The organism is Ruegeria sp. L11 (assembly GCF_056531755.1).
Genome location: NZ_JBQFMI010000001.1, coordinates 767000 through 781250, shown reverse-complemented (window position 1 = coordinate 781250; position 14251 = coordinate 767000). Strand labels below are relative to the sequence as shown.

The 14251-nt window shown below is 57.1% G+C and carries 14 protein-coding genes; 6 read left to right on the top strand and 8 right to left on the bottom strand.

The features are described 5' to 3' along the window. Window positions 1-37: 37 nt before the first annotated feature. Both ACR0CE_RS03870 and coaD read left to right on the top strand, forming a co-directional pair. Window positions 38-475 (top strand): CBS domain-containing protein, encoded by a 438-nt coding sequence (locus tag ACR0CE_RS03870; RefSeq protein WP_267363439.1) that lies wholly within the window; start codon window positions 38-40, stop codon window positions 473-475. A gap of 85 nt (window positions 476-560) precedes the next feature. Further along, entirely contained in the window at window positions 561-1052 is a 492-nt protein-coding gene (coaD, locus tag ACR0CE_RS03865) for a pantetheine-phosphate adenylyltransferase (protein WP_209596116.1), read from the top strand. Here the strand turns inward: coaD and gap (ACR0CE_RS03860) are convergent. Beyond that, window positions 1044-2048, bottom strand: a complete 1005-nt coding sequence (gene gap / locus ACR0CE_RS03860) for a type I glyceraldehyde-3-phosphate dehydrogenase (protein WP_480558493.1) — start codon at window positions 2046-2048, stop codon at window positions 1044-1046. The genes coaD and gap (ACR0CE_RS03860) overlap by 9 nt on opposite strands. Window positions 2049-2345: 297 nt before the next feature. Then, complete coding sequence (gene gap, locus ACR0CE_RS03855) at window positions 2346-3347, bottom strand: type I glyceraldehyde-3-phosphate dehydrogenase (RefSeq protein WP_209504039.1); 1002 nt, start codon at window positions 3345-3347, stop codon at window positions 2346-2348. Between the two features lie 181 nt (window positions 3348-3528). On the opposite strand from gap (ACR0CE_RS03855), the gene ACR0CE_RS03850 reads away from it, so the two are divergent. Then, complete coding sequence (locus ACR0CE_RS03850; RefSeq protein WP_480537784.1) at window positions 3529-4488, top strand: DUF808 domain-containing protein; 960 nt, start codon at window positions 3529-3531, stop codon at window positions 4486-4488. Between the two features lie 57 nt (window positions 4489-4545). Here the strand turns inward: ACR0CE_RS03850 and tkt are convergent, their stop codons facing one another. Further along, window positions 4546-6570, bottom strand: coding sequence for a transketolase (tkt, locus tag ACR0CE_RS03845; RefSeq protein WP_480831001.1), 2025 nt, complete (start codon window positions 6568-6570; stop codon window positions 4546-4548). A 236-nt stretch (window positions 6571-6806) separates the two neighbouring features. On the opposite strand from tkt, the gene ACR0CE_RS03840 reads away from it, so the two are divergent. From ACR0CE_RS03840 to ACR0CE_RS03830, 3 genes are read left to right on the top strand one after another with little or no spacing between them, the layout of a single operon-like run. After that, a complete protein-coding gene (locus ACR0CE_RS03840) occupies window positions 6807-7550 on the top strand; it encodes a hypothetical protein (protein ID WP_480481109.1) in 744 nt (247 codons plus the stop codon). Next, on the top strand, window positions 7550-7945 hold the full coding sequence (locus tag ACR0CE_RS03835; RefSeq protein ID WP_209504034.1) for a cell division protein ZapA: 396 nt from the start codon (window positions 7550-7552) through the stop codon (window positions 7943-7945). The genes ACR0CE_RS03840 and ACR0CE_RS03835 overlap by 1 nt, the downstream gene beginning before the upstream one ends. Further along, window positions 7942-8289, top strand: a complete 348-nt coding sequence (locus tag ACR0CE_RS03830) for an MliC family protein (protein ID WP_480623082.1) — start codon at window positions 7942-7944, stop codon at window positions 8287-8289. Before ACR0CE_RS03835 ends, ACR0CE_RS03830 begins: the two co-directional genes overlap by 4 nt. A 6-nt stretch (window positions 8290-8295) precedes the next feature. Here the strand turns inward: ACR0CE_RS03830 and grxD are convergent, their stop codons facing one another. The 5 genes from grxD to ACR0CE_RS03805 all read right to left on the bottom strand — a co-directional run bounded on the left by grxD (window position 8296) and on the right by ACR0CE_RS03805 (window position 14129). Beyond that, a complete protein-coding gene (grxD, locus tag ACR0CE_RS03825) occupies window positions 8296-8658 on the bottom strand; it encodes a Grx4 family monothiol glutaredoxin (RefSeq protein WP_209596128.1) in 363 nt (120 codons plus the stop codon). After that, complete coding sequence (locus tag ACR0CE_RS03820) at window positions 8645-8935, bottom strand: hypothetical protein (RefSeq protein ID WP_480623081.1); 291 nt, start codon at window positions 8933-8935, stop codon at window positions 8645-8647. Before ACR0CE_RS03820 ends, grxD begins: the two co-directional genes overlap by 14 nt. A 235-nt stretch (window positions 8936-9170) precedes the next feature. Beyond that, on the bottom strand, window positions 9171-9407 hold the full coding sequence (locus tag ACR0CE_RS03815) for a BolA/IbaG family iron-sulfur metabolism protein (protein WP_267363417.1): 237 nt from the start codon (window positions 9405-9407) through the stop codon (window positions 9171-9173). Between the two features lie 135 nt (window positions 9408-9542). Next, window positions 9543-11702 carry a phosphoribosylformylglycinamidine synthase subunit PurL gene (gene purL / locus ACR0CE_RS03810; RefSeq protein ID WP_480830999.1) on the bottom strand — a complete coding sequence of 720 codons (2160 nt, stop codon included), beginning with the start codon at window positions 11700-11702 and terminating at the stop codon, window positions 9543-9545. Window positions 11703-11882: 180 nt separating this feature from the next. Next, window positions 11883-14129 (bottom strand): mechanosensitive ion channel family protein, encoded by a 2247-nt coding sequence (locus ACR0CE_RS03805; RefSeq protein WP_480830997.1) that lies wholly within the window; start codon window positions 14127-14129, stop codon window positions 11883-11885. Window positions 14130-14251: the final 122 nt, after the last annotated feature.

The following is a 14251-nucleotide window of genomic DNA, read 5'->3' as shown; positions in this document are numbered from 1 at the left end:
CTTTGGAATAAGTGTTATTATTCCGGAGGAATTCTTCATGTTGGTACAGGCTATCCTGACGTCCAAAGCGACAGACGGCGTTGTAACGGTGGCGCCAATGGCGACAGTTTCAGAAGCCTCGAAGATTCTTGCGGAAAAGCGGATCGGGACGGTTGTTGTTTCTGACGATGGCGGAGAAACCGCGATTGGAATTCTGTCTGAACGCGACATCGTCCGCGAGCTTGCCGCCAGCGGTAGTGGCTGTCTCGACCAGCCTGTAAAATCCTACATGACGCAGGACCTGATCACGACGACGCGTCAGGCCTCTGTTCAGGATATCATGGCCCGCATGACAGAAGGGCGCTTTCGACATATGCCGGTTGTCGAAGACGGTAAACTGATCGGCATCGTCACACTTGGTGACGTGGTAAAGGCCCAATTGGCCGAACTGGCGATGGAAAAGGACGCCCTGGAAGGCATGATAATGGGGCACTAACAGCAAGGGGTGCCAAAGCAATCACTTGCACCTGCAGCAAAGTTGTGTTTGCTTGCGCAGAAATTTTATTGCGCAGGAGGGCGTGATGCGGGTTGGTTTGTATCCGGGAACCTTTGACCCTATCACCATAGGGCACATCGATATCATTCGCCGGGCGGCTGCATTGGTGGATAAACTTGTCATTGGCGTCGCTATCAACCGGGACAAAGGCCCCTTGTTCTCGCTGGAAGAGCGCGTCGCGATGATCGAGGCCGAATGCGCCGAACTGACCGAACAAACCGGCACAGAAATCATCGCTCATCCCTTCGAAAACCTATTGATCGATTGCGCAAGGGATGTCGGTGCACAGATCATCGTGCGCGGTTTGCGCGCTGTCGCGGATTTCGAGTATGAATTCCAGATGGTTGGTATGAACCGCGCACTGGACGACTCGATCGAAACTGTCTTTTTGATGGCCGAGGCACGCCATCAGGCGATTGCTTCAAAACTGGTGAAAGAAATTGCCCGTTTGAACGGAGACGTGTCGAAATTCGTCACGCCCCGTGTCAATGCGGCACTGCGTGAGCGGTTAGGCTAGGGCACCCATAGCGGCGGCCGTATCCAGCATCCGGTTCGAAAATCCCCATTCGTTGTCATACCAGGCCAACACGCGAACCAGCGTACCGTCGGTGACTTTGGTTTCTGCCAGTGACACCGTCGAGCTGTGCGAGTCGTGGTTGAAATCGACAGAGACCAGAGGACGGCTTTCCGCGGCCAGAACACCGGGGATCTTTGCCGCGGCATCAATGAACAGTTGATTGACCTCATCTTCGGTCGTTGGGCGCGAAACCTCGGCAACCAGATCAACGACCGAAACGTTCGGGGTTGGTACCCGGATGGCCTGACCCGTCAATTTGCCCTTGAGTTGCGGCAGTACCAGCCCCACAGCGGCGGCTGCACCGGTTGTGGTAGGGATCATCGACAGGGCTGCGGCGCGCGACAGGTAGGGGTCTTTTCCAACCGTGTCATGCACAGGCTGGCTGGCGGTATAGGCGTGAACGGTGGTCATGTTGCCATGTTTGATGCCAAGACCAGCGTCCAGCGCTGCGGCAACCGGAGAAAGGCAATTCGTGGTGCAGGATGCGTTCGAAACGATCAGATCGTCGGCGGTTAGTTCGCTATCGTTGACACCAAAGACGATGGTTTTCACACCGCCGTCACCCCGTGCAGGGGCTGAGATCAGGACTTTCCGTGATCCGTTCTTGAAGTGACGTTCAGCCGCTTCTCGTGTGCGGAAAACCCCGGTGCATTCCAGAACAACGTCGATATCAGACCAGGGCAGGTCTTCGGGATTACGCTCACTGCTCAGGCGGATCGGGCCGCGGCCCACATCCAGACCGGCGTCTGTAAGCGTGACAGGGTTGGGATAACGGCCATGAACGCTGTCAAATTCGAACAGATGCGCGTTCATGTCGGGCTTGCCCAAGTCGTTGATCGCGACGATTTCAACGTCTTTACGTCCGCTTTCCATCACCGCGCGCAGAACCCCGCGCCCGATCCGTCCAAATCCGTTGATCGCTAGTTTCAGGGTCATGGTTCGCTCCGTACAAATATCTCAGCCATATGAGTTAGCGCTAACAATTACAGATCAAGCGAAATGTCAAGAAAAACCTCTGTCATCGCCAAAAAGCGAGCCAGTCCAGAAAGTCGTATAGCTTCTTACCGAGGAACAACATGTGCTCGGTTCCATACAAGGCTACGTCCAGCATCATGCCCCCAAGCAACAGGACGCCAAGCCAGATAGCGATTTGATTGTTCATGTCGGTTCCGAACGAAAATGCCCGCCCAGATAACCTGAGCGGGCACCAACGTACAAGCGAAGTCCGAAGGGTCAGTTAAGGCGGCCCATGGCGACGGCTACGTCTGCCATGCGAACCGAGAAACCCCACTCGTTGTCATACCAGGCCAGCACGCGCACCATGCGATCATCGACGACACGGGTCTGGTCGGGTGCGAAGATCGAGCTTTCTTCGGTGTGGTTGAAATCGGTTGATACCAGCGGTGCGGGCTCATATCCCAGAACGCGCTGCATCGGGCCCTTGGCTGCTTCTTCGACGATTGCGTTGATCTCGGCCACCGAGGTGTCACGCGACGCGCGGAAGGTCAGGTCAACCGCAGAAACGTTCGGGGTAGGGACCCGGATGGCAGAACCGTCCAGACGGCCTTTCAGGTTTGGAAGAACTTCACCCAAAGCTTTGGCAGCACCGGTTGAGGTCGGAATCATCGACATTGCGGCAGCGCGGGCGCGATAGAGGTCACTGTGACGACGGTCCAGCGTGGGCTGGTCTCCGGTATAGGCGTGAATGGTGGTCATGATACCGTGTTCAATGCCGACACCTTCGTCCAGCACCTTGGCCAGCGGGGCTAGGCAGTTGGTGGTGCAAGAGCCGTTCGACACCATGTTGTCGTTCGCGGTCAGGGTGTTGTGGTTCACACCAAAAACGATGGTTTTGTTCACGTTCTTGCCGGGGGCAGACAGCAGCACCTTGCCGGCACCGCGATCCAGATGTGTTTTGGCCTTGGTGCCGTCATTGAATTTACCGGTGCACTCCAGAACGACGTCACAGCCTTCCCAGTCCAGTTCATTCATATCGTAGGTCGAAAACATCTGCATCGGGCCACGGCCCAGATCCATTGTGTTGCCTTCGATCGAAACTTCGCGCGGGAACCGCCCGTGAACGCTGTCATATTTCAGCAGATGCGCAGAGGTTTCCAATGGGCCGGTTGCGTTGACTTTGATCACTTCGATGTCGTTACGCCCCGACGCGGCGATGTGCGACAGGGTGCAGCGGCCAATACGGCCAAAACCATTGATACCGACCTTGATGGTCATGTGACGTCTCCTGATGCGCTTGCGTTGAGGGCCATATAGCGGCGAAATGGGAATCTCAAAAGGGCAAAAACGGCATATTTTTAAGGTGTTAGCGCAAACCTGCGACGGTTGCGCTAACGCTTGCGCTAGCCGTTGGATCAGGTAGGGTCCAGATGCGGCAGCGAAAGGGAAAGGAAACGCAATGAGTGGTCTTTTGGCCTTGTTGGACGATGTGGCCGGGATCGCCAAGGTTGCGGCGACATCGGTGGATGATGTCGTGGCTGCGGCGGGCAAGGCTGGGGCCAAGACTGCGGGAGTGATCATCGACGACGCCGCAGTGACACCGAAATACGTTCAGGGCTTTGCCCCGGCGCGCGAATTGCCGATCATCTGGCGTATCGCGCGCGGTTCGGTTTTCAACAAAATCATACTCCTGTTGCCGGTAGCCTTGCTGCTGGCCAATTTCGCCCCGTGGCTGATCACCCCACTGTTGATGCTGGGTGGATCATATTTGTGTTTTGAAGGTGCCGAGAAGATTTTTCACGTTCTGTTTCCTCATGGAAGTCACGTCATAGAGGAAGACATGAAAAACCGGGATCCGGGCCATCTGGAAGAGCAGAAGGTCAAGGGCGCGATCAAAACTGATTTTATCCTCTCAGCCGAGATTATGACCATTGCACTGGCGGCGATCGAAGCGCCAAACCTTTGGATGCAGGCCGCAACTTTGGCCGTTGTGGGGATTGGCGTGACTGTGGCGGTTTATGGCTCGGTGGCGTTGATCGTGAAGATGGATGATGTTGGGCTTTATCTGGCGAGTAACGCTCCAACGCCTGTTGGTCGTGGCTTGGGTCGCGGTCTGGTCAAGGCAATGCCGGCTGTGATGAAAACCTTGTCGGTCGTCGGAACTGCGGCGATGCTTTGGGTCGGTGGCTCGATTGTCATCCACGGTCTGGAAGTGCTTGGTTTTGGTTGGCTGCAGCATCAGATCTATGACTGGGCCAAAGCGATTGCGTATTCAGCGCCCGAGGACTGGGCCGCTGCGGTGAAATGGCTGGCCAAAGCGACAATGGACGGAGTTCTGGGCCTAGCCTGGGGACTGGTTTTGATCCCAATGGCCACCAAGGTGATCATGCCTTTGTTCGGCAAGTCCAAAGCGCACTGAAAAGAAACGGAAAAGGGCGGCTGAAGCCGCCCTTTGGTTGATTGTTCTGGTATAAGCTTACAGCCCCAACATTTCCTTGACCTTGGCCACGGTTGCTTCGGCGGTGATGCCGAAATGCTTGTACAGCTCACCGGCAGGGGCCGAGGCACCAAAGCTCGACATGCCGATGAACCCGGCTTTGGCTTCGCGGCCACGTTCACCCAGCAACCAACGATCCCAGCCGCCAGCACGAACCGCGGCTTCGATACCAACGCGGACCGGACCTGCCGGAAGGACGCGCTTGCGGTAGGCTTCGTCCTGTTGCGCGAACAACTCCATGCAGGGCATCGAGACGACGCGGGTGCCGATACCTTCGGCCTCGAGCGTCGCTTTGGCTTCCATGGCCAGCGACACTTCGGAACCTGTTGCAATCAGGATCGCCTGACGCTTACCTTCTGCTTCGGCCAGAACGTAAGCACCTTGTGCGGTCAGGTTCTTGGTCTTGTGCTCGGTACGAACCGTTGGAACACCCTGACGGGTCAGCGACAGGACCGAGGGGCTTTCCTTGAAGGTCAGCGCCAGTTCCCATGCCTCGGCGGTTTCAATGGTGTCAGCGGGGCGGAACACAAAAGTGTTGGGTGTTGCGCGCGAAATCGCCAGGTGTTCGACCGGCTGGTGGGTCGGGCCGTCCTCGCCCAGACCGATCGAGTCATGAGTCATTACGAAGACAGACGGGATCTTCATCAGTGCCGCCAGGCGCATGGACGGGCGGGCATAATCTGTGAAGGCCATGAACGTGCCGCCATAGGGACGGATACCACCATGCAGGGCCATACCGTTCATCGCCGCCGCCATGCCGTGTTCACGGATACCGTAGTGGATGTAGCGGCCCTTGCGGTTTTCCGGCAGGAATACACCCATATCAGCCGATTTTGTGTTGTTCGATCCGGTCAGGTCCGCCGAACCACCAACGGTTTCGGTCATGATCGGGTTCACAACGTTCAGGACCTTCTCCGACGACGAACGGGTGGCCAGTTTTGGCTGATCTTCGGACATCTGTTTTTTGAAGGCACGAATGGCTCCGGCCAGACGTTTGGGGGCCTCGAACGCATAAGCGCGAGTGAACTCAGCCTGCTTGCGCTCGGACAGTTGTGCAAAACGCGCTTCCCATTCCGCACGCTCGGCAGCGCCACGCGATCCGATGGCTTCCCATGCGGATTTGACATTGGCAGGCACGTCAAACGCATCATGCGCCCAGCCATAGGCCTTTTTGGCGTCCTTCAGCTGATCCGCATCGGTCAGCGCGCCGTGCCCCTTTGACGTGTCCTGCGCCGCGTGGCCCAAAGCAATGTGGGTTTTACACGCAATCATGGTCGGCTTGTTCGACTTCTTCGCCTGAACGATGGCCGCGTCGATGGCCTTGGGATCATGACCATCGATTTCGATCACATGCCAGCCCGAGGCCGCAAAGCGACGAACCTGATCGGTGCGGTCCGCGATATCGACGGTGCCGTCGATGGTGATGTTGTTGTTATCCCAGAAGACGATCAGCTTGCTCAGCTCGTGACGACCGGCCAGCGTGATTGCCTCCTGGCTTACGCCTTCCATAAGGCAACCGTCGCCCGCGATGACATAGGTATAGTGGTCAACAACCTTCTTGCCATAATGTGCACGCTGGATTTCTTCGGCCATCGCAAAGCCCACGGCGTTCGAGATACCCTGACCCAGCGGGCCGGTCGTGGTCTCAACACCAGCGACCAGAAAGTTTTCGGGGTGGCCTGCGGTTTTTGCGCCCAACTGGCGGAAATTCTTGATCTCCTCCAGCGTCACATCTGCATATCCCGTAAGGTACAGCAGCGAATAGACCAGCATCGAACCATGGCCGGCGGACAGGATGAAGCGGTCGCGATCCGGCCAGTTCGGGGCCGAGGCGTCAAACTTCAGATGCTTTTCGAACAGGACGGTGGCGACATCAGCCATGCCCATGGGCATACCGGAATGTCCGGAGTTTGCAGCGGCGACGGCATCAAGGGTCAATGTGCGGATGGCCGCAGCTTTGTCCCAGTGTTCGGGGTTGGCATTGCGCAGCGCAGTCAGGTCCACGGGCGTTGTTCCTTTGGATAAAAAGCAGATTGCGGGCTCAATACCACTCAGCACTCAAAGTGCAAGCAGAACCGGGGTTTATCCGCCTGGATTGCTTGAAGTGCGTGGCCCAAGTGGTTGAAAGCAAACAGTGGGTATTTTCTGTCGCATTCCGTTAGACTGGCGGCAGGCGGGATTCGATTTTGATTCGGATCGCTTCGCAACAGAATGAACCTTGATAAAGAGGTGACAGGGGCATGAGCCAACTTGAGGAATTACAGCACCGCATTATTGCGGCGATGGACCGTATCGGAGCGGGCGTCGACGCATTGGGCGGTGCGACCGTAGATGCCCGGCCAGATGACGGCCTCCAGGCAGCGCTTGAAGATGAAAAAGTTGCGAACGCGCAGCTTCAGGAACGTCTGAGAACCCTGAAGGAACAGCACGAACAGGAAGTGGACGGGTTGCGTGCCGATCTTGAGGAGTTGCGAACCGCTCCGGCCGATACAGCCGAAACAGACGCTCTGCGATCCGAGCTGGAAGAAGCCCGTGCGAAAATCGCATCGGTCGAAGCCGCACGCGCTGAACTGGCCGAAGCCAAGGCCGCATTGGACAATAGCACCGAGCTGGAGGCGCTGAAGGCGGAAAACAGCCGTCTAAAGGAAGAACTGTCAGACACTGTCCGCGTCGACGACCTGAGCGCCGAGCTTGAGATGCTGCGCGCTGAACGGACCAGCCACGGCGCTGCAATGTCGCGGCTGGACGACGATCTGCAACGGATGCGCAAGGCAAACGAGCAGTTGCGCACTGCGATAGACGAATTGCGCGCCGCCGCCGCCGAAGGTGTCGCAGATGCCGAGCTGCTGAACCGGGCCACCGTCGCGGAACTGGAAGCAACGCGCGCGGCGCAGGCGTCAGACGCCGCCGAAGCGCAGGCCGTTCTTGCAAGGTTGGAACCTCTGCTCTCGCAGGCGAAACTTGTTGAAGGTGAGGTAGAGTAATGCCCGAAGTGACCATTCATATCGGCGGGCGCGGTTTTGACGTATCCTGCCGGGACGGGGAAGAGCCCTTTCTGCACGCTGCCGCCAAAGTGTTGGACGACGAGGCGCAGGTGCTGTCCGATCAGATCGGTCGTATGCCGGAATCCCGCATGTTGCTGATGGCCGGTTTGATGCTGGCCGACAAGACTGCGGCGACAGAGGACAAGGTCAAGTCGCTCGAAGGGAAACTGGCCGAAGCCGAAGCCGAGCTTCAGGCGCTGCGAAGCGCCCCGGCGCCCGAACCTGAGCGCATTGAAGTGGCTGTGGTTCCACCATCCGTTACAGATACGCTGGCCGAACTGGCCGCACGGGCCGAAGCGCTGGCCGCAGTAGTTGAGGAGAAAAAGGCACGATGAAGTTCCTGAGCAAATTCATCTGTGCGGTGGCGCTGATTGCGCCCGCGACAACAGCATTGGCTGAGATCGATATTCTGTCTGTCACCTTCACCTGCGAGAACGGAATACCGCTGCCTGTCACCTATTTCAACGCGCCGGACAGTACGGGTGCAGCGGCAACCTTGGTGGACAATTCTCTGGTTGTGATGCGTCAGGTCCAAAGCGGGTCTGGTATCCGCTACGAATCCATTGGTGATGGTGGAACCTACATCCTGCGTTCGAAAGGGTGGGACGCGTCCGTAAGCTATTTGGCGGCAGGCGCCGCCGTTGAGCAGGAGATCTACCGGGGTTGTTCCAGCCGTTAGGCTGGATTACGCGTTTGCTTCGCGAATTTTGTCGGCTGCTTCCTTGTTGTAGCCGACGTTGTTTTCATCGAACAACGCATCCAGTTCACCCGACAGCGTCATCTCGGTGATGATATCGCAGCCGCCAACAAACTCGCCTTTGACATAAAGCTGGGGCACGGTCGGCCAGTCGGAATAATCCTTGATCCCCTGACGCACCTCTTCATCGGCCAGAACGTTCACATCCGTGTATTCAACGCCCATGTAGTTCAACACCCCGGCCACGCGCGAGGAGAACCCGCATTGCGGCATTTCCTTGGTGCCTTTCATATACAGCACCACATCGTTGGCTTTGACGGTTTCGTCGATCTGGGTCTTAACGTCGGTCATTTTGTATTTCCTTTTCATCCGCATCTGCGGGGATTGTTCCATCACTGGGCAAGCTGGGTGCCCATCCTTCCGTTTCAAGCCGCCGGTGTTCGGCCTGCGCCATTTTCACCGGATCAAGCCCGTATCTCTCAAGGCCGCCCACTTTGCTGAGTTCACCCGGATCTGGACGCATGTCGGCGAGGTTGCGTTTTCTGCTCCGCTTCACATAGGCTTCGATCAGCGCGGCGGCAACTATCAAAGCTGCGATTGCTGATATCCAAACCTGCCATGAATTCATTTTTTGGGAACCATCGCTTTGGCGTAGGCCTGTGGGTCTCTGGTGACCCGAGACACGGTTACATGACCACCGCCGCCTCCCAACACGGTTCCGTGGTCTATCAATTGGTCTCCGTGACCAGGTTTCACGCCCCGAATTTTGTCGGAGCGCCTATTTTTCATTGCCGATCTGACAATAAAGGCGCTGCCGACAAAGGCAATCAGTCCACAAATGCCGTATATCCAGACGGTTGCACTCACTCAGGTACTTTCGTCGTCAGCGCCAGCGCGTGCAGCTCACCATCTGGGCCATCCATCTTGCCTTTCAGCGCGGCATAAACCGCGCGTTGTTGCTGCACCCGGTTTTTGCCGCGAAAGCTTTCGTCCACCACCATGGCGGACATATGAACACCGTCGTTGCCGCCGACCTGAATATCCGCATCAGGAAAAGCTTCTCGCAGCAGGTGTTCGATTTGATGGGCGCTCATCGGCATGTAGGTAACTCCTGAAGGTCTTTCCAAAGATGTAGAGCGCCTGAACCGGGCGCGCAAGGGCACATGAATGCGCCAAAACGACGAAACCTGCGCTTATTCAGGGCGCAGGTTTCGAGCAAGTTTTATTCAGCCTGATCAGGCGACGGCGTCGGCAAAACTGTTGCGGAAAATGGCCGTCAAGTCTTCCAACGAGGCCTCCGAGCTTCCGATCCTGATCGTTTCGCCGGTGAAACGGCCAACCGAGACCAGCGGCACACCTGCCTGACCCGCCGCGATCATCAACGCCTCGGCCTGATCAAAGTTGCACGCGACCAGATACCGTGCCTGATCTTCCCCGAACAGAAATTCCGTCGGTGCATCATCCAGGCACACGCCAACCCCGGCGGCCTCGGCAAGTTCGAAGGCCGCCAGCGCAAGGCCGCCATCACTCAGGTCAGTGCAGGCCTTGATCATTCCACGATTGGCGCGAATGAAATCACCGTTGCGTTTTTCAGCGTCCAGATTCACATGTGGCGCGTCGCCATCTTCTCGGTTGAAGACTTCGGCCAGAAGGGCTGACTGACCCAAATGGCCTTTGGTTTCACCGATCACCAAAGCCACGTGACCCTCGCGCACCTCGTTGCCGATGATTTCATCGCTGTGGTTCAGCAGCCCGACAGCGCCGATTGTGGGGGTGGGCAGGATCGCCTGGCCGTCGGTTTCATTATACAGCGACACGTTGCCGGACACGATCGGCATATCCAGCGCGCCGACTGCGGCGCCGATTCCCTGAATGGCGCCAACAAACTGGCCCATGATTTCGGGCTTTTCCGGGTTGCCGAAGTTCAGGTTGTCGGTGGTAGCCAACGGTTTCGCCCCAACAGCCGTCAGGTTACGGTAGGCTTCGGCCACCGCCTGTTTGCCGCCTTCAACCGGGTTGGCGCGGACGTAGCGCGGAGTCACGTCAGAGGTAAACGCCAGCACCTTGTCGGTGCCGTGCACGCGCACCATACCCGAACCCAAGCCCGGTGTCCGGTTTGTATCCGCCATCACCATCGTGTCGTATTGCTCATAAACCCACTGCTTGCCCGCGTAGTTGGGCGACGAGAGTAAGGCGCGCAGGCCGTCAATCGGGTCGATCTGAGGCACTTCGGCCAGTTCCTCGGCTTCGGGCGTCGGCACCCAAGGGCGATCATATTCGGGCGCGGTCGAAGACAGTTTGGACAGGACGAGATCGGCCTTGACCTCACCGTTGTGCATGATCAGGAAGCGGTCTTCGGCAATGGTTTCGCCAACGATTGCGAAATCGAGATCCCATTTTTCGAACACGGCGCGGGCCTCGGCCTCAAGTTCGGGTTTGAGAACCATCAGCATGCGTTCCTGAGATTCGGACAGCATCATTTCATAAGCTGTCATGTTCTCTTCGCGCTGGGGGACGTTTTCCAGATCCAGACGTACGCCCAGACCGCCCTTGTCGCCCATCTCAACCGCGGAACAGGTCAGGCCCGCAGCACCCATGTCTTGAATCGAGATCACGGCACCGGTCTGCATCAGCTCAAGCGTTGCTTCCATCAGGCGTTTCTCGGTGAAGGGATCACCCACCTGAACAGTAGGGCGTTTTTCCTCGATGGTGTCGTCAAACTCGGCCGAGGCCATCGTCGCGCCGCCAACACCGTCGCGTCCGGTCTTGGCACCCAGATAAACCACAGGCATGCCCACGCCCGACGCGGCAGAGTAGAAAATCTTGTCGCTGTCGGCCAAACCGGCGGCAAAGGCGTTCACAAGGCAGTTGCCGTTGTAAGCCGGGTGAAAGCGGACCTCGCCCCCAACGCAAGGCACACCGAAACAGTTGCCATAGCCGCCAATGCCTTCGACCACGCCGTTAACCAACTGGCGGGTTTTGTGGTGGCCGGGTTCACCGAAGGACAGCGCGTTCATCGAAGCGATCGGGCGCGCACCCATGGTGAACACGTCCCGAAGGATGCCGCCGACACCCGTTGCCGCGCCTTGATAGGGCTCGATGTAAGACGGGTGATTGTGACTTTCCATCTTGAAAACAACGGCCTGACCGTCGCCGATATCCACGACACCGGCATTCTCGCCCGGTCCGCAAATGACCTGAGGTCCCGAGGTCGGAAGAGTGCGCAACCACTTCTTCGACGACTTGTAAGAACAGTGTTCGTTCCACATAGCCGAGAAAATGCCAAGCTCGGTAAAGGTCGGTTCACGCCCGATGATCTCGAGGATCATGTCGTATTCCTCGGGCTTGAGCCCATGTGCGGCAATCAGATCGGGTGTGATGGCGGGCTCTTGCATCTTCTGTCCTGTGTCCAAGTGGGCCGAGATTGCGCGCCTTGTAGGGCAAGCGCGCGCGTGTGGAAAGGGTCAAGACGGCGCAGGCCGCGTCTTTCAAAGAAAAATGGAACCGGCCTCACGGCCGGTTCCAAAAAACCGCACAGCAGTCCTGCTGCAATTCGCAGACGTAAACCCCGAAGGTTACGCCGATCCCTGGTCCTTGTTGACCTCGGCAGCAGCTGCGGCGCCAACAGCAGCCTTTTGCTCGGGCGTCAGATGCTCGACCTCATCCAGGCCCGGAATCGCAACGCGCACCTCGCGGCGGGCAAAGTCGATGCCGTTTTCCTTGAAGGCTGCTTTGACCCGATTGAAGATTTCCTTGCGCAGGGTGAATTGCTTGCCCGGTTTGGCCATAAATTTACCGCGAATGATCATGCCCACATCATCAAAGTCGAATACACCCTGAGACTTGAAGGGCTGTAGGAAGCCTTCTTTGTGGGTTTCGTCCTCCATCATTTCGGCCCCGATCTTCTTGAAGATTTTCTTGACCTTGTTGGGATCGGTATCGAAGGGCACGGTGAACTTCAGCTTCATAATCACCCAGTCACGGCTGTAATTCGTCAGCTTCTGGATTTCACCATAAGGGATTGTGTGCACAGGCCCCCTGTGATGACGCAGTTGCATTGAACGGATCGAGATTTTTTCGACCGTTCCGGTGGTTCCGCCCACATCGACATATTCGCCGACGCGGAAGGCATCATCGACCAGAAAGAAAACACCACCGACGATATCCGCCACCAGTTTCTGAGCACCAAAGCCGATGGCCAGACCCAGAACACCGGCACCGGCCAGAAGCGGTGTGATGTTGATACCCAGCGCACCCAAGGCCAGCAGGCCAAAGATTACCGAAATTGTGACTTGGGCCGTAATCCGCATCAGCGGCAGAACCGTCGCCAGACGAGAGCCCCCGGCACCGCCGCCTTCACCGCTTGCTTCCTCGTCGACTGCTTCAGCTGCGGTCTGTTCCTTGGCCAGCCTGCGGTTGATCCATAGTGAAACAACCTCGTTCAGGATGTAGCCGACCGCAATGATCAGAAGGAATTCAATAACAGCGCCGCCAACTTCGGCACTGACACCGGCCGAGGCGACATTGCGCAGGTCAAGATGCCACGTGCGGGCGATCATGAAAACCACGACCAAACCCGCAATAACCCGCCCAATCCGGATATAGCTGCGCTTGGCCGCGCGATGAGCGCGTTCGGCCAGCGGGCCTTCTCCTGACATTGGCGGCTGCAAGTGGCGCACCAGCCCGCGGATCAAAGTGTCGAGGGCAGGGGCAATCAGCAACCAGAACATGGTTGTGAAATGCGCACCACCTCCAAGCAATCTGAGCGTCGACGGATCGCGTTGCGCGACCAGGAATTCGACCAGCAGCCAGATTGTCACCGAAACGCCAATGGCGAAGTAGGGATAATAATGCGCAACTTCTTCATCGAATTTTGTGCGGTCCGGGTCTGTTCCCAGCATCATCTGAGACAACCCGTCGCGCGCGGTCCAAGCGATGACGGCGATATAGACATGGATTGCCGCATTCAGCCAGAAGGCGATGCGTGTGTCGTCCCCTGTGATACCATTTAGGGCGTTGAATCGCACAACAAACAGTGTGAACCCGATCAGGATCAACAGCCCGATCAGATTGCGATGCAGATATTTTGCCCAATGGTCGTCAATACTCACCAGCCGATATTTTGGCTTCTCCGGTGCCAGAACAAAACGTGAGGCCGCAGCCCCCAGGCGTGGAATCCAGATCAGATAGAAAACAAACGGAGCGGCATAAGTGATCTGTTCGGGTGTCAGAAGCCCGCGACCAATCGCGCGAATGACAACATAGAACACGATCAGCCCGGCAATTTCGCGGCAGAACCTGCGGAACAGGTAACTGATGGCGCCCCTGAGATCGGCCTCATCCCCAACTTCGGTCGCTTCATGCCAGCGACGGGTCAGGAAAATGAACAGTTTCTCGGCTATGAAACCCGCAATCAACACAGAAAGAATAAGCCCAAACAGGGTAAGGACGCCGGACGTTCCAAACGTGTCGCTGAAATTGCCAAACGCAGTTATCTGTGCCGTGACAATATTGGGAAGCGTGGTCAGAACATGTGTCCAGGACGAGACCATCTCGGCCCATATCTCACTGATTTCGGTCAGCGGGTCTTCCACGTTCGCCTTCTCGGCAGCCTGCTTTTCGGCGACCGCATCAAGGCGCTCTAACAGAATGGCGCGCACCTGGTCATCTGACATGCGGGCAACCAGACCATCGACCTGCTCAGGTGTTAGATCGTCCGGAATGGTCACTGAAGAAGTTGAGCCGGTATCTTGCGCATAAAGCGGAACCGCCAAAAATAGAGTGCAGACAATCGCCAACATAAGGCGGAATGGGTGGAACATGATTCTCCCTCGAACACGAAATTATCTCGTTTTTTTGGGATCATATGCCTATGCGTGTATTTTTCCCAGAGCTTTCGCTGACTTGATGCAACGCCTAGAGCAAAAAAAAGGCCGAGCAATAA